Raw genomic sequence first — 14,422 nt, forward strand, 5'->3', positions numbered from 1 at the left:
AGTCCTAAGCGTTCTCGGCGACGGGCGCGCAGTCGAGGCGGTCGATCCGGCCGGCCATCAGGCGATAGACGGCGTCCTGCGGGATGTCCTGGGCCAGGGTGTCGGCCTTCGAGAGACCCGCATAGGCGCCGCGCAGCAGCCGGCCGGCGACGCCATGGCTGACCACGATCAGCCGACGCTCGGGCTCGGCGGCCTGCTCGGCCAGCCACGCGGTGAGGCGGGCCATCATGCCCTCATAGGTCTCGCCGCCCGGCGCGTGGAAGCCCCAGGCGTCGTCGCCGTGCAGGTGCGGGTTCTCGCCCCTCACCTCTTCGCGCAAACGGTTGGACCACTCGCCGACGTCGATCTCGACCAGGCGCTCGTCGATCGCGACCGGCAGACCCAGGCGCGCACCGATCGTCTCGGCGGTGTTCAGCGCCCGGCGCAGCGGGCTGGCGACGATGCGCCAGCCGGCCGGAGCCTCGACCAGCGTGGCCAGCAAATCGCCCATGGCCGCCGCCTGGGCGCGGCCCAGCGGCGTCAGGTCCGATTCCGACCGTCCTTGCAGACGGCCTTCGCGATTGTGGAAGGTTTCACCGTGGCGACAGAGATAAATCACTGTCGGAACATCTCGCGGGCGATGATGACGCGCATGATCTCGTTGGTCCCTTCCAGGATCTGGTGCACCCGCAGGTCGCGCACGATGCGCTCCAGCGGATAGTCCTGGAGGTAGCCGTAGCCGCCGTGCAGCTGCAAGGCGTCATTGGCCACCTGGAAGCCGGCGTCGGTCGCGAAGCGCTTGGCCATGGCGCACAGCTTGGTCGCTTCGGGGTGTTTGTTGTCCAGCGCATGGGCGGCGCGGCGCACCATCAGGCGGGCGGCCTCCAGCTCGGTGGCCATGTCGGCCAGCTTGAACTGCAGGGCCTGGAAGTCCTTCAGCGCTTTGCCGAACTGGTTGCGGGTCTCCATGTAGGCCTTGGCGGTGTCGAGGGCGAACTGCGCGCCGCCCAGCGAGCACGAGGCGATGTTCAGGCGTCCGCCGTCCAGGCCCATCATGGCAAAGCGGAAACCCTCGCCTTCCTGCCCGATGCGGTTCTCGACCGGCACTCGGCAGTTGTCGAAGTTCACTTGGGCCGTCGGCTGGGCGTTCCAGCCCATCTTGCGCTCGTTGGCCCCGAAGCTGAGGCCTTCCATGCCCTTCTCGACCACGAAGGCCGAGACGCCCTTGGCGCCGTCGCCGCCCGTGCGGGCCATCACGACATAGACGTCCGAGACGCCGCCGCCCGAGATGAAGGCCTTGCCGCCGTTCAGGACATAGTGGTCACCGTCCAGCCTGGCGCTCGTGCGCATATTGGCCGCGTCCGAGCCCGCGCCCGGTTCGGTCAGGCAGTAGCTGGCGATCAGCTCCATGGTCGTCAGGCGCGGCAGGTAGCGCTTGCGCAGGTCGTCGGAGCCGAAACGGTCGATCATCCACGAGGCCATGTTGTGGATCGTGAGGTACGCCGCCGTCGGCACGTCGCCGTAGCTGAGCGCCTCGAAGATGATCGAGGCGTCCAGGCGCGACAGGCCCGAGCCGCCGACATCCTCGTTCACATAGATGCCGGCGAAACCCAGTTCGGCCGCTTGGCGCAGGGTGTCGACGGGGAAGTGTTTCTGCTCGTCCCACTGCGCCGAGAACGGGGCAAGCTGTCCTTCGGCGAAAGCGCGGGCCGCATCCTGGATTGCGACTTGATCTTCGTTCAGCGCGAAATCCATGCGCATTTCCTCCCTTTAGGGGCGGAACCGCCCTCACCTTCTTGGCCGCTGACGTGCCGCGCGGAAAGCCTGCTGTCAACGCGTGTCACAGCCGTCTCCTACTGTGACCTGAAATCCTCCGTTACACGGTGTGTAGCGTCTGTGACGCCACACCCTCTTGATAACCATCGCCTTTCACTCCAAATGCCAGCTTCGAGTCTGGGCGTTCTCAATCATAACAACTGCATCAACGATTATGCGTTTCTTGAAACTTGCACTGGCCGCCCTGACGGTGGCCCTCGGAATGGCCGCGGCCACGGTTCCGGCTCAGGCCGCCGACAACGGCGTCGAGCGGAGCTATGGCGTGTGGCGCAACCCGCGCAACAGCGTCCACCTGGAAATCAAGGACTGCGGTCCCAGCACCTGCGGCGTCGTCGTGTGGGCCAGCGCCAAGGCCGAGGCCGATGCGCGCAAGTCGGGCACCGACACCCTGATCGGCAAGCAGTTGCTGCGTGACTTCGAAAGCCAGCGCGACGGTTCGCTGAAGGGCCGCGTCTGGGTTCCGACCCTGAAGGTCACCCTGGTCGGTTCGGCCGACATCGTCGATCCCAAGACCATGCGCGCCAAGGGCTGCGTGATCGGCAACTTCATCTGCAAGTCGCAGCTGTGGACCCGCATCGACGGCCCGTCGGTGCTGGCCTCGCGGGCCGCTCCCTAAACTTCCCCCTTAAGGTGCTAGGCGTCTTGCCTCGCGCGGTCGCTCGCGCGAAACCAAGCGCATGACCGTTCCGCCCCTCGCCCCTTATCCCGCCACCCGCCTGCGCCGCGTGCGCCAGGCCGACTGGACCCGCCGCCTGATCCGCGAGACCGAGGTCCGACCGTCCGACCTGATCTGGTCGATGGTGGTGCACGAGGGCGAAGGCGTGATCCCGGTCGCCTCGATGCCGGGTGTCGAGCGCCTGTCGGTCAAGGAAGCCGCCAAGGCCGCCGTCCGCGCCCGCGACCTGGGCATCCCGGCCATCGCCATCTTCCCGCACATCGACGGTTCGCGGAAAGACGCGACCGGCTCGATCGCCGCCGATCCGGACGGCGTCATCCCCCGCGCCGTCAAGGCCATGAAGGACGCCGCCCCCGAGGTCGGCATCATGTGCGACGTCGCCCTGGACCCCTTCACCGACCACGGCCACGACGGCGTGATCGAGGGCGGCAAGATCCTCAACGACCCGACCATCGAGCGCCTGATCGAGCAAGGCCTCATGCAAGCCGAAGCCGGCGCCGACATCCTGGCCCCGTCCGACATGATGGACGGCCGCATCGGCAAGCTGCGGGCGGCATTGGAAGGCGCGAACTTCCAGGACGTGATGATCATGTCCTACGCCGCCAAGTACGCCTCGGCCTTCTACGGCCCGTACCGTGACGCCATCGGCTCGGCCAAGCTGGCCGGCGGCCAGGGTGACAAGAAGACCTACCAGATGGACCCGGCCAATACCGAGGAAGCCATCCGCGAGGTCGCGCTCGACATCGCCGAGGGCGCCGACATGGTCATGGTCAAGCCGGGCATGCCGTATCTGGACATCCTGCGCCGCCTGGTCGACGAGTTCCGCATGCCGACCTACGCCTTCCAGGTGTCGGGCGAGTACGCGATGATCATGGCCGCCGCCCAGAACGGCTGGATCGACCAGGACCGCGCCATCCTCGAAAGCCTGACCGCCTTCAAGCGGGCCGGCGCGGCGGGGATCATCACCTATTTCGCCCCCTGGGCCGCCGAGAAGCTGGGCTAGGATGGCCGCGCCCAGAACTGCCTTTCGCCCAGGCCAGTTCTACGGCGCGCCCACCGTCGAGCGCCAACTGCCGGGCGTGCGCCTGGCGCACCTGGAGGCCACCAACCGCGCCGACCACGTCGACGAGCACAGCCACGACGACGCCCACTTCGTGCTGGCCACCCACGGCCGCTACATCACCACCGCCGCCGGCCCGGAAACCGAAGGGCCCGTGCTGGTCTACAACCCGCCCGGCGTCGTCCATCGGGATCGGTTCGTCGACGGCGGCGGCTACTTCCTGGCCGTCAGCTTCGCGGCGGCCGACTGGCGGGCCCTCGCGAGCTCCGGACGCGGCGCGGCCATCGACGCCCTGCGGCTGACAGGCCCGGCCGCGCGCCGCGCGGCCCTGCGCCTGACCCGTTCGCTGCTGGCCCGCGACGCCGAGGCGATCTCGCTGGAGGGCCTGAGCCTTGAATTGGCCGCCCAGGCGCTGGCGCCCACGCGGGACAGCGACAAGCGCCCCTCGTGGCTGGACCGCGCCGAGACCTATCTGGCCGACACGTTCGACCAGCCGATCAATGTCGCCGACCTCGCCGAGATCGCCGGCGTGCATCCGGTCTATCTGGCGCGCGGCTATCGCCGCTGGCTGGGCGCGGCGCCCGGCGATCGCCTGCGCACCCGCCGGCTGGAGCGGGCAGCAGACCTGCTGATGCGCGGTCGCGACCCGATCGGCGAGATCGCCCTGGCCTCGGGCTTCTGCGACCAGAGCCACCTCAATCGCCAGTTCCTCAAGGCCTATGGCGTCACCCCCGGCGAGTTCGCGCGGCTGTGCGGACGCCGGCCACAGGTTTCAAGCGTCCAAGACGAGACGACCGGCGCGGCCTAGACGGCAGAGGTTCCTTTTGGAGTTCCCGCCTTGAAAGCCTTCGCGTTCGCCGCCGCCCTCGTCCTGGCTCCGCTCACCACGCAAGCGGCCGACTGGACCACCGCTCCGCCCGCCGCCGAAGGCCTTTCGGCCGCCAAGCTCGACGCGATGTCGGCCGCCATCAAGGCCGGTGAGTTCCAGAAGATCACCAGCGTCCTGGTCGCCCGCCACGGCAAGCTGGTGTTCGAGGCCTATTACGATCAGGACGGCGCTGAGGCTCGTCGCAACACCCGCTCGGCCACCAAGACCGTCACCGCCATGCTGGCCGGCGCGGCCCTGGCCCGTGGCGACCTGCCCAGCCTTAATGCGCCGATCAAGGCCTACCTCAAGGGCCGCCCGCCGGTCGCCAATCCCGATCCGCGCAAGGACAAGGTCACGGTCGAGGACCTGCTGACCATGAGCTCCATCGCCGAGTGCGACGACGACAATTCGTTCTCGCGCGGCAACGAGGAGCGGATGTACCTGATCGAGGACTGGGTGGGCTTCTACCTGGACCTGCCGGTGCGTGGCTTCCCGGACTGGAACCCCAAGCCCGAGGCCTCGCCCTATGGCCGCAGCTTCAGCTACTGCACCGCAGGCGTCGTGGTCCTGGGCCAGGTCGTCCAGAACGCCGTCAAGCAGCCCCTGCCCGCCTTCGCCGACGCGGTGCTGTTCAAGCCGCTCGGCATCGAGAACCCCAAGTGGCAGATGTCGCCCACGGGCCTGGCCATGGGCGGCGGCGGTCTTGGCCTGCGCAGCCGCGACCTGCTGAAGCTGGGTCAGCTCTACGCCAATGGCGGCCAGTGGGACGGCAAGCAGGTGCTGCCGGCAGCCTTCGTGAAGGCCTCGATCACGCCGCACGCCAATGCCCGCGAGAACACCGACTACGGCTATCTGGTCTGGCTCCAGACCTTCAACGGTCACAAGGCCTGGCTGATGAGCGGCTCGGGCGGCCAGAAGGTGGCGATCGTGCCGGACCTGGACCTGGTGGCGGTGATCACCACCGCCAATTTCGGCGTCCGCCAGCCGCACGCGATTTCCGAGAAGCTCTTGGCCGACCACATCCTGGCGGCGGTCGAGAAGTAGCGGAACGAATCCGAGGACGGGGCTACCCTGGCCGCATGAGCCGCGTCCTCGACATCGTCACCGCCGTGATCCGTGATGCGGACGGCCGAATGCTGCTGGTCCGCAAGCGCGGCACGACCGCCTTCATGAAGCCCGGCGGCAAGCGGAACGGCGGCGAGGACGACCTCTCAACCCTGGCTCGCGAGCTGGACGAGGAGCTGGGCTGCCGGCTCCTCGATGCCGAGCTGCTGGGCAATTACTCGGCTCCCGCCGCCAACGAAGCCGGCTTCACCGTGCAGTCGGCGACCTATCTGGCCACGGTCGAGGGCGCGATAGAGGCTCGGGCCGAGATCGAGGAACTGGCCTGGATCGACCCGGTCGCGCCGGGCGACCTGCGGCTCGCGCCGCTGCTGACCGAGCAGGTGCTGCCGGCGCTGCTGGCTAGGTCGTCGCGCCGCTGATCTTGCCCTGGATCATCTCCAGCGCCAGTTCGCGCGCCCGCCCTGGCGGACGGCCCAGAAGCTCGCTCAGGGTTGGTCCGAACAGGCCTACCCCGACGGCCAGGATGATGTTCAGCAGGATGAAATCGACCACGGTGTCGCGCTCCACCCCGGCGTCGCGCGCCAGCCGCGTCTGAACCACCTCGTCGACGACCTGGCGGACCAGGGTCATCCGGCGTCCCTCGCCGGTCAGCTCCAGCCACGCCGCCAACCGCGCCGCGCCCTTGGTCTCGAAGGCGTCGAACAGCGCCTGGGCGCCGAAGCCCAGCGCCGCGCCCTGTTGCTCGAACCCCGCGATGATCTTGTCGGCCAGTTGGCGGATCATCCGCTCCATCAGCGCCGTCTCGACCCCGGCGATCGAGCCGAAGTGGTGGATGACATTGGCGTGCACCACCCCTGCGGCCTTGGCCACGTCGGCCAACTTGATGGCCTGCGGGCCATGCTCGACCAGCAGCGCCTCGGCGGCGGCCAGGATGTTCTCGCGCGCGGCCTCCGGCGATCGACGGACACGGGTCTTCGGAGCGGCGCTAACAGGCTCGGGCGTCTCTATTGACATTTTTGTCAGTATAACTCAGGGTGCGTCACAACACGGGCTGACCAAGCCCTAATCCGGCGGAGCGCACAACGCCATGACCGAGACCCAAACGACTCTGGGGAAGACCACTCCTTCCGACCTCGATGTCACCCCGCGCGACATCCGCTTCGACTTGGCCGACGCCCAGAAGGGCCACTGGCTGGGCGGCGATCCGGTCGGCACGGCGGTGTTCAACGCCCTGTCCCTGACCTTCCCGGACGGCGAGCGCCTGTTCATGGACGCGGTGCGCAACTACCGCCACCTGCTGACCGGCAAGCTGCTGGACGACGCCAGGAACTTCATCGCCCAGGAAGCCATCCACTCGCGCGAGCACCATCAGCTGAACAGCCTGATCGACCGCACGCGCTATCCGGTCGCCGAGATCGAGGAGACGGTGAAGGGCCGCGTGAAGATGGCCCGCGAGCGCGGCAAGATGGCCATGCTGCTGTCGACCATCGCCCTGGAACACTTCACGGCGATGATGGCCGAGATGCACGTGCGCCATCAGGACCTGTTCGACGAAGCCCATCCCGAGGTCGAGAAGCTGTGGCGCTGGCACGCCATGGAGGAGACCGAGCACAAGGCCGTCGCCTATGACGTCTTCATGGTCGCCACGAAGGACTGGACGCCCCGCCGCCGCTACTTCATGCGCTGCCGGGCGATGTTCTTCGTGACCCTCATGTTCACCCGCAACATCTGCCGCTACGCCGCCCGCCTGCTGGAGACCGACGGCTATACGCCCAAGCAGGCGCTGAAGGCGGTCAACGCGTTCGTGTGGGGCAAGCCGGGCCTCTTCCGCCGTGGCTGGAAGACCTATTTCGCCTGGTACCGCCCGGGCTTCCATCCGTGGGACCAGGACGACCGCGCCGAGTTCGCCGGCTGGAAGGCGGAGTTCGACGCGGCGGCGGCTTAAAACCCCTAACCCGTCTCCCCGGCGAAAGCCGGGGTCCAGATCCATCCTGAGCGTCATCCGTGAATGCAAAGAGCGCCGCGCGAAACCGCACGGCGCTCTTGATTTGATCTGGGCCCCGGCTTTCGCCGGGGAGATCGGAGAGTGGGTTTAACCCGCGATCAGCCCGAAGTCCGCCACCTGGCCCATGGCGTCGCGGACGGCGGCCAGGGTCTTGAGGCGGTTGTCGCGGTGCTCGGGCTCGTTGACGAAGACGCCGTCGAGATAAGCGTCCACCGGACCGCGCAGCTCGGCCAGCTGGGTCATGGCGCCGGTGAAGTCCTCGGCGTCCAGGGCGTCCTTCAGCGGCTTGGCCAGCAGGCGCAGGGCGTTGTAGAGGCCCACCTCGGCGTCGCTGTCGGCGGTCGGCGCTTCCGGAGCCCCGCTCGGCAGAGCGCCCTTCTTCTCCTCGGCCTTGAGGATATTGGAGGCGCGCTTGTAGCCGGCCAGCAGGTTCTTGCCGTCGTCGGTCTTCAGGAACCCGTCCAGCGCCTCGACCCGCGCGACGATGCGCGCCAGGTCGTCATCGCCCAGGGCGAAGACGGCGTCGACGAGGTCGTGCCGCTTGCCTTGGTCGCGCAGGGTGACCTTCAGGCGGTCGGCGAAGAATGGAAGTATTTTATAGTCATCTTCCATAACAGGCCAATTTTCGATCCCGGCACCATCAGCCGAGAACTTTTCAATATTTTGTTTCAGTTCTGTGTAGGCACTGCGAAGCCGATCTAGGGAACTTGGATCCAGTTCCATTAGCTCGGCATAGCTGCCATTGATGCCCGTATCGAGCTTAACCTTCATAGCCGAAAGGCGTGCCCTGATCACTTGGCGGCTCAAAATCTTTGCAAGCGGCAGACCTAGCTTAGTTTCAATCAAAATGCGGATCACGCCCAGCGCCGCACGACGCAGCGCATAGGGATCCTTCGACCCCGTCGGCTTTTCGTCGATCACGAAAAAGCCGACCAGGGTGTCCAGCTTGTCCGCCAGCGCCACGGCTATGCTGACCGGGGCGGTCGGCACGGCGTCCGAGGGGCCTTGCGGCTTGTAGTGGTCGCGCACGGCGTCGGCGATCTCGCCGTCCAGGCCGAAGGTGCGGGCGTAGTAGCCGCCCATGACGCCCTGCAGCTCGGGGAATTCGCCGACCATCTGCGAGGCGAGGTCCGCCTTGGCCAGGCGCGCGGCTTCCTGGGTCTTCTCGACATCGGCGCCGACCAGCGGGGCGATCTCGCCGGCCAGGGCGACGATGCGTTCGACGCGCTGGGCCATGGTGCCGAGCTTGGCGTGGAAGGTGACGCCGTTCAGCTTCTCCAGCCACGGCTCGAAGCCGACCTTGACGTCCTCGTCCCAGAAGAAGCGGGCGTCGGACAGGCGCGAGGACAGCACCTTGGCGTTGCCGGCCGCGATCACCGCCCCGCCGTCGGCCGCCTGGATGTTGGCGATGGTGATGAAGTGCGGGGCCAGGCCCTCTTCACCGGCCTTGCGGACGGCGAAGTACTTCTGGTGCGTGCGCATCGAGGTACGGATGACCTCGGGCGGCAGGCTGAGGAACACCGGGTCCATGTCGCCCAGCACCGGCGTCGGCCATTCGGCCAGGCCCGCGACTTCGTCCAGCAGGCCCTGGTCCTCGACCAATTCGAGATGACGCGCGAAGCACAGGGTCTTGCAGCCCTCGAGGATGCGTTCCTTGCGCTCCTCGACGTCGAGCACGACGAAGTGGGCCTCCAGGCCCGCCGCGTATTCGTCGAAGTCCTTGGCCACGAACGGCTGGGCGTCACCCATGAAGCGGTGGCCTTCGGTGACGTCACCGCTGGGGATGCCTTCGATGGCGAACGGCACGACCTCGCGGTCCAGCACGCACAGGATCCGCTTCAGCGGACGCACCCAGCGCAGCTTCTTGGTCCCCCAGATCATCGACTTGGGCCACGGGAAGCCACGGACGATGGCCTCGACCATCTCGGCGACGATCTCCGGGGTCGGACGGCCCTCCTTCTCGATGAAGGCCATGTAGACGCCGTCGCGCTCGACCAGCTGGTCCTGCGTCAGGCCGGCCTTGCGCAGGAAGCCTTCCATGGCCTGCGGCGGGGCGCCGACGCGCGGGCCCTTCAGCTCTTCCTTGCGGTCGGCCTGGGCCAGCGGCAGGCCTTCGGCCACCAGGGTCAGGCGGCGCGGGCCGGCGAAGGTCTTCAGGGCCTCGGGCAGGAAGCCGGCGGCGGCCAGGTGCTCGCGCGCCATGCGCTCCAGGTCCTTGGCGGCCTGGGCCTGCATGCGGGCGGGGATCTCTTCCGAGAACAGTTCGAGGAGAAGTTGGGGCATCTTAACTTACGCGGCTTCCTGCTGCTCGACCCAGGCGCTGGCGCACATCTTACAGAGGTCGCGGATGCGGCCGATGTAGCTGGCGCGCTCGGCGACGGCGATCGCGCCGCGGGCGTTCATCAGGTTGAAGAGGTGGCTGGCCTTGAGGACCATGTCGTAGGCGGGCAGCACCAGGGCCTTGTCCTGGTACGAGCGGGCCAGCATCAGCGGGACCTGCTCTTCCATCTGCTCGAACTGCTGCTTGAGCACGGCGACGTCATAGCCGTGGAAGTTGGCTTCCGACTGCTGGCGCTCGTTCTCCAGGAACACGTCGCCATAGGTCGTCGCGCCCAAAGGCGAGTCCGGGTCGTTGAACGGCAGGTCGTAGACGTTGTCGACGCCGAACACGTACATGGCCAGGCGCTCCAGGCCGTAGGTCAGCTCGCCGGCCACCGGCGAGACGTCCAGGCCGCCCACCTGCTGGAAGTAGGTGTACTGGCTGACTTCCATGCCGTCGCACCAGACTTCCCAGCCCAGGCCCCAGGCTCCGACCGTGGGGTTTTCCCAGTCGTCCTCGACGAAGCGGATGTCATGGGTGCGCAGATCCAGGCCGATCGCTTCCAGCGAGCCGAGATACAGGTCCTGCATGTTCTCGGGGTTCGGCTTCAGGATCACCTGGTACTGGTAATAGTGCTGCAGGCGGTTGGGGTTCTCGCCATAGCGGCCGTCGCCCGGGCGGCGCGAGGGCTGCACGTAGGCCGCGTTCCACGGCTTGGGACCCAGGGCGCGCAGCACCGTGGCCGGGTGCAGGGTCCCCGCCCCCACTTCCACGTCGTGCGGCTGCAGGATGATACAGCCCTGCCGGCTCCAATAGTCATGGAGCGTCAGGATCAGGCTTTGGAAGGACTTGGGTTTTTCGCGCGACATCAATCGAAGCAGGCCTAGAAAAAAGTCGGCGGACCATAGGGCCCGCCGACTGCTGCTTCAAGCGAAGTCCGGAACGTAGAAGGCTTTAGTTGCCCTTGGGGACCGTGCGCTTGCCGGCGTTGGACTCCGGCGCGCCGTACTTGACGCGGTTGGCCTTGGTGTCGGCGACCGGCGGGTTGGAGACGACATTGGCGTCACCGGCCTTCAGCGTGGCCTGGGCCTCCGGCGATTGCGACGAGGTGGCGACCACGCCCGAGGTGTTCACGCCGGCGTCAGGCGCGGCCGTAGCGGCCGGCATGGCGGGCGTGGCGGCCGGATCGGCGGCCATGTCGGTGGTCGCGGTCGGCGCCGGCGGCGCGGCCTGCGGATCAGCCGGCATCGCCTGACCCGCCGGAGCCGTCTGTTCGTTGGCGGCCACTTCCATGGTCGCGGCCGCATCGGTCGCCGCGGCGGCGGCCTGCAGGCCCGGGACGTCCTTGGGGATCAGGACCTTGTCTACGACGTGCAGCACGCCGTTGGTCGCCATGACGTCGGTCTGGGTGATGGTGGCCATATCGACCATCGGAGCCGCGCCCGAGCCGTCCAGCAGCAGCGGCGAGCCCTCGACGCTCTTCACCTCACCCTTGGCGCCCTTGATCTTGGTGGAGTCCACCTTGGCGTTGATCAGGTGGTAGGTCAGCACCTTCTGCAGCATCGGGCCGTTTTCCGGCAGCATCAGCTTGTCCAGCTCGCCAGCCGGCAGCGCCGCGAAGGCCGCATCGGTCGGGGCGAACAGGGTCAGGTTCTGGTTGGTCTTCAGGACGCTGGTCAGGTTCACCGCGCCGACGGCCTTCAGGAAGGTGCTGAACTGGCCCGAAGCTTCGACGGTCTGGATCAGGTCGCCCTTGGCCACGACGGGCGAGGACGCGGCGGGCGGCGGAGCCGCCGCGGCGGGCGCCGTGGCGTCCTGGGCGTGAGCGAAGCCGGTCATCAGGGCGACCGCGGCGGCGGCGGTCAGGAGACGCTGGGTGATCATGGTCGAGTTCCTCTCGGTTCGAGCGGATTACGCCCAGGCCGGGGAGTCGGTTCCGTGATCACGGCCACGTGATCAAACTAGAGCTTCACTTGAAGAAGAACACGACGGCCACGCCGGCGATGATCAGGCCGAAGCCCGCGACCGTCGACCACTTGATGGCTTCCCCCAGATAGAAGAACGAGAACAGGGTGAAGACCAAGAGCGTGATGAACTCCTGCCCGACCTTCAACTGAGCTGTCGAATACACATGGTGCCCGATCCGGTTGGCGGGCACGGCCAGCAGGTATTCGGGCAAGGCGATCAGCCAGCTGGACAGGATCGCGATCGGCAGGGCCATCGGCTTGCCCTTGAGATGACCATACCAGGCGTAGGTCATGAAGATGTTGGACATGACCAGCATCAGCCAGGGGGCGATCTTCATGACCAACGGCGACATGGGCGGGCTCCGGAGCGGGGCGATGGGGATTGCGCCAACCTAGGGCAAGCCGGGCCGTCGCCGCCAGAACCTCCCGTCAGGCCAAATCGCCGATTTCTGACGCAACGGCGGCGCAGCATGATGAGATTTTAGGCGCCTTGCCTATTTCCTTTCCAAAACCTTGCCCGCGCCGCCCGTCACGGAACCGTCGCCGATAGCGTGGCCAAGCCGGGGAAACGATGCAGCGCGTGATGGCGGCGTCGGCGGTGATCACACCGGGGGCGAAGAGCTTCCGAACAACCAAGCAAAGCAAGCCCGCGGCTCAGCGGGTCGGAGCAAGGCGGATGAAACTGATCATAGCGGTCGTCAAACCCTTCAAGCTGGATGAGGTGCGCGAAGCGCTCGTCGCCGCCGGCGTCGAAGGTCTGACGGTGTCGGAAGTGAAGGGCTACGGCCGCCAGAAGGGCCAGACCGAAATCTACCGGGGCGCCGAATACCAAGTGAACTTCGTGCCGAAGGTGAAGCTGGAAGCCGTCGTGGACGACGCTTCGGCCGCCAAGGCCGTCGAGGCGGTCAAGGCCGCCGCGGCCACGGGCAAGATCGGCGACGGCAAGATTTTCGTCCTGAACGTCGAGGAAGCCGTCCGCATCCGCACCGGCGAAACCGGCTCGGCCGCTCTGTAACGCATCGGGAAAAGGGGATACCGACGATGAAACTCACATTTAAACCGCTGGCCGGGCTTCTGCTCGCCGCGACGCTCGCGGGGGCCCCGCTGGGCGCCACCGCCTTCGCCCAGGAGGCCGCGCCCGCGCCGGCCGCCGCCATGACCGCCGCAGCGCCCGCCGAGGCTGCTCCGGCCGCCACGCCCGCTCCCGCCCCGGCCGCCGCGCCCACCATCGTCGACAAGAACGACAAGGGTGACAATGCGTGGATGCTGACCTCCTCGCTGCTGGTCCTGCTGATGATCCTGCCGGGCCTGGCGCTGTTCTACGGCGGCCTGGTCCGCGCCAAGAACATGCTGTCGGTCATGATGCAGGTCTCGACCGTCGCCCTGATCGGCTTCGTCGCCTGGGTCCTGTGGGGCTACAGCTTCGCCTTCTCGGATGGCGGCAGCTGGGACACCTTCGTGGGTGGCCTCGGTCGCCTCTTCCTGAAGGACGTGACCCCGGCCAGCAACGTCGCGACGTTCTCCACCGGCGTCGTGATCCCCGAGTTCACCTTCATCTCGTTCCAGTCGACCTTCGCGGCCATCACCGCCGCCCTCGTGGTCGGTTCGCTGGTCGAGCGCATGAAGTTCGCCGCCATCGTCGCCTTCGCCGTCCTGTGGCCGCTGCTGTCGTATTATCCGATGGCGCACATGGTCTGGTGGTGGCCGGGTCCTGACGCGATCGCCCTGGCCCCGACCGCTCCGGTCAAGTCGGGCCTGATCTGGGGCTTCGGCGCGCTGGACTTCGCCGGCGGCACCGTCGTTCACATCAACGCCGGTATCGCCGCCCTGGTCGGCGCCCTGATCCTGGGCAAGCGCCAAGGCTACGGCAAGGAGCCGATGCCCCCGCACTCGCTGACCCTGACGCTGGTGGGCGCTGGTCTGCTGTGGGTGGGCTGGTTCGGCTTCAACGCCGGCTCGAACCTGGAATCGAACGGCTACGCCTCGCTGGCCATGATCAACACCTTCGTCGCCACCGCGGCCGCCGGCCTGTCGTGGATCGTCGTCGAGTGGGTCACCCGCAAGAAGCCGTCGGCCCTAGGCCTGGCCTCGGGCGTCGTCGCCGGCCTCGTCGCCGTCACCCCGGCCGCTGGCTTCGCCGGCCCGATGGGTTCGGTGATCCTGGGTCTGGTCGTCTCGCCGATCTGCATCTTCTTCTGCTCGGTCGTGAAGAACGCCTTCAAGTATGACGACAGCCTGGACGCCTTCGGCATCCACGGCGTGGGCGGCATCGTCGGCGCCATCGGCACCGGCCTGCTGGTCAACCCCGCCTGGGGCGGCGCCGGCATCGTCGACTACACCAGCTGCGCCAAGGACGGCGACATCTCGACCTGCGACAACGCCGTCTACAACCTGGGCACCCAAGTCATGGCCCAGCTGAAGGGCGTCTGCGTCACGGTCGCCTGGTCGCTGGTCGCCTCGCTGATCGTCTTCTTCGTGATCAAGCTGGTCATCGGCCTGAAGGCTTCGCCGGAAGCCGAAGAAGAAGGCCTGGACATCTCGGAACACGGCGAACGCGCCTACCACAGCTAAGCTGGCGGTAGGGGTTCACCCCGAAACGTCGAAGGGCGCGGAGAGCGATCTCCGCGCCCTTTCTCTTTGGGCGCG

The 14,422-nt window shown here is 67.3% G+C and carries 15 protein-coding genes; 8 read left to right on the plus strand and 7 right to left on the minus strand.

What is annotated here, in order from left to right:
• Window positions 1-4: 4 nt before the first annotated feature.
• Together AC07YH_RS16660 and AC07YH_RS16665 are read right to left on the minus strand one after the other, a co-directional pair.
• Window positions 5-598 (minus strand): histidine phosphatase family protein, encoded by a 594-nt coding sequence (locus tag AC07YH_RS16660; protein ID WP_494748072.1) that lies wholly within the window; start codon window positions 596-598, stop codon window positions 5-7.
• Entirely contained in the window at window positions 595-1,740 is a 1,146-nt protein-coding gene (locus AC07YH_RS16665) for an isobutyryl-CoA dehydrogenase (protein WP_494748073.1), read from the minus strand. The genes AC07YH_RS16660 and AC07YH_RS16665 overlap by 4 nt, the downstream gene beginning before the upstream one ends.
• Window positions 1,741-1,969: 229 nt before the next feature.
• On the opposite strand from AC07YH_RS16665, the gene AC07YH_RS16670 reads away from it, so the two are divergent.
• From AC07YH_RS16670 to AC07YH_RS16690, 5 genes are all read left to right on the plus strand, one after another.
• The gene (locus tag AC07YH_RS16670; protein ID WP_494748074.1) at window positions 1,970-2,431 is read left to right on the plus strand and encodes a DUF2147 domain-containing protein; all 462 of its coding nucleotides are present in this window, start codon (window positions 1,970-1,972) and stop codon (window positions 2,429-2,431) included.
• 61 nt (window positions 2,432-2,492) lie between these two features.
• Entirely contained in the window at window positions 2,493-3,494 is a 1,002-nt protein-coding gene (gene hemB / locus AC07YH_RS16675; protein ID WP_494748075.1) for a porphobilinogen synthase, read from the plus strand.
• A 1-nt stretch (window position 3,495) separates the two neighbouring features.
• Window positions 3,496-4,359 (plus strand): helix-turn-helix transcriptional regulator, encoded by an 864-nt coding sequence (locus AC07YH_RS16680; protein WP_494748076.1) that lies wholly within the window; start codon window positions 3,496-3,498, stop codon window positions 4,357-4,359.
• A 30-nt stretch (window positions 4,360-4,389) separates the two neighbouring features.
• Entirely contained in the window at window positions 4,390-5,463 is a 1,074-nt protein-coding gene (locus AC07YH_RS16685) for a serine hydrolase domain-containing protein (protein WP_494748077.1), read from the plus strand.
• A 35-nt stretch (window positions 5,464-5,498) separates the two neighbouring features.
• The gene (locus AC07YH_RS16690) at window positions 5,499-5,903 is read left to right on the plus strand and encodes an NUDIX hydrolase (RefSeq protein ID WP_494748078.1); all 405 of its coding nucleotides are present in this window, start codon (window positions 5,499-5,501) and stop codon (window positions 5,901-5,903) included.
• Here the strand turns inward: AC07YH_RS16690 and AC07YH_RS16695 are convergent.
• Window positions 5,884-6,498 (minus strand): TetR/AcrR family transcriptional regulator, encoded by a 615-nt coding sequence (locus AC07YH_RS16695; RefSeq protein WP_494748079.1) that lies wholly within the window; start codon window positions 6,496-6,498, stop codon window positions 5,884-5,886. The two genes, AC07YH_RS16690 and AC07YH_RS16695, sit on opposite strands and share 20 nt — an antisense overlap.
• Window positions 6,499-6,571: 73 nt before the next feature.
• Here AC07YH_RS16695 and AC07YH_RS16700 point away from each other — a divergent pair, with 73 nt between their 5' ends.
• A complete protein-coding gene (locus AC07YH_RS16700; protein ID WP_494748080.1) occupies window positions 6,572-7,429 on the plus strand; it encodes a metal-dependent hydrolase in 858 nt (285 codons plus the stop codon).
• A gap of 147 nt (window positions 7,430-7,576) precedes the next feature.
• Here AC07YH_RS16700 and glyS read toward each other — a convergent pair whose 3' ends face one another.
• The 4 genes from glyS to AC07YH_RS16720 form a co-directional block, all read right to left on the minus strand.
• Complete coding sequence (gene glyS / locus AC07YH_RS16705; RefSeq protein WP_494748081.1) at window positions 7,577-9,772, minus strand: glycine--tRNA ligase subunit beta; 2,196 nt, start codon at window positions 9,770-9,772, stop codon at window positions 7,577-7,579.
• A gap of 6 nt (window positions 9,773-9,778) precedes the next feature.
• Window positions 9,779-10,678: a glycine--tRNA ligase subunit alpha gene (locus AC07YH_RS16710; RefSeq protein ID WP_252634810.1), complete on the minus strand. Its 900-nt coding sequence runs from the start codon at window positions 10,676-10,678 to the stop codon at window positions 9,779-9,781.
• Window positions 10,679-10,763: 85 nt separating this feature from the next.
• Window positions 10,764-11,693: a fasciclin domain-containing protein gene (locus AC07YH_RS16715; protein WP_494748082.1), complete on the minus strand. Its 930-nt coding sequence runs from the start codon at window positions 11,691-11,693 to the stop codon at window positions 10,764-10,766.
• Window positions 11,694-11,778: 85 nt separating this feature from the next.
• On the minus strand, window positions 11,779-12,129 hold the full coding sequence (locus AC07YH_RS16720) for a DMT family protein (RefSeq protein WP_494748083.1): 351 nt from the start codon (window positions 12,127-12,129) through the stop codon (window positions 11,779-11,781).
• A gap of 323 nt (window positions 12,130-12,452) precedes the next feature.
• On the opposite strand from AC07YH_RS16720, the gene AC07YH_RS16725 reads away from it, so the two are divergent.
• Both AC07YH_RS16725 and AC07YH_RS16730 read left to right on the plus strand, forming a co-directional pair.
• The gene (locus AC07YH_RS16725; protein ID WP_004623580.1) at window positions 12,453-12,791 is read left to right on the plus strand and encodes a P-II family nitrogen regulator; all 339 of its coding nucleotides are present in this window, start codon (window positions 12,453-12,455) and stop codon (window positions 12,789-12,791) included.
• A gap of 26 nt (window positions 12,792-12,817) precedes the next feature.
• The gene (locus AC07YH_RS16730; RefSeq protein WP_494748084.1) at window positions 12,818-14,347 is read left to right on the plus strand and encodes an ammonium transporter; all 1,530 of its coding nucleotides are present in this window, start codon (window positions 12,818-12,820) and stop codon (window positions 14,345-14,347) included.
• The last annotated feature ends 75 nt before the right edge of the window (window positions 14,348-14,422 follow it).

This window comes from Caulobacter sp. GW456-12-1-14-TSB4 (assembly GCF_059424195.1).

Coding starts and splice junctions, on each gene's coding strand:
- AC07YH_RS16665 (WP_494748073.1), bottom strand. CDS start 1,740: ATGCGCATGGATTTCGCGCTGAACGAAGATCAAGTCGCAATCCAGGAT.
- AC07YH_RS16670 (WP_494748074.1), top strand. CDS start 1,970: ATGCGTTTCTTGAAACTTGCACTGGCCGCCCTGACGGTGGCCCTCGGA.
- hemB (WP_494748075.1), top strand. CDS start 2,493: ATGACCGTTCCGCCCCTCGCCCCTTATCCCGCCACCCGCCTGCGCCGC.
- AC07YH_RS16680 (WP_494748076.1), top strand. CDS start 3,496: ATGGCCGCGCCCAGAACTGCCTTTCGCCCAGGCCAGTTCTACGGCGCG.
- AC07YH_RS16690 (WP_494748078.1), top strand. CDS start 5,499: ATGAGCCGCGTCCTCGACATCGTCACCGCCGTGATCCGTGATGCGGAC.
- AC07YH_RS16695 (WP_494748079.1), bottom strand. CDS start 6,498: ATGTCAATAGAGACGCCCGAGCCTGTTAGCGCCGCTCCGAAGACCCGT.
- AC07YH_RS16700 (WP_494748080.1), top strand. CDS start 6,572: ATGACCGAGACCCAAACGACTCTGGGGAAGACCACTCCTTCCGACCTC.
- glyS (WP_494748081.1), bottom strand. CDS start 9,772: ATGCCCCAACTTCTCCTCGAACTGTTCTCGGAAGAGATCCCCGCCCGC.
- AC07YH_RS16710 (WP_252634810.1), bottom strand. CDS start 10,678: ATGTCGCGCGAAAAACCCAAGTCCTTCCAAAGCCTGATCCTGACGCTC.
- AC07YH_RS16715 (WP_494748082.1), bottom strand. CDS start 11,693: ATGATCACCCAGCGTCTCCTGACCGCCGCCGCCGCGGTCGCCCTGATG.
- AC07YH_RS16720 (WP_494748083.1), bottom strand. CDS start 12,129: ATGTCGCCGTTGGTCATGAAGATCGCCCCCTGGCTGATGCTGGTCATG.
- AC07YH_RS16725 (WP_004623580.1), top strand. CDS start 12,453: ATGAAACTGATCATAGCGGTCGTCAAACCCTTCAAGCTGGATGAGGTG.
- AC07YH_RS16730 (WP_494748084.1), top strand. CDS start 12,818: ATGAAACTCACATTTAAACCGCTGGCCGGGCTTCTGCTCGCCGCGACG.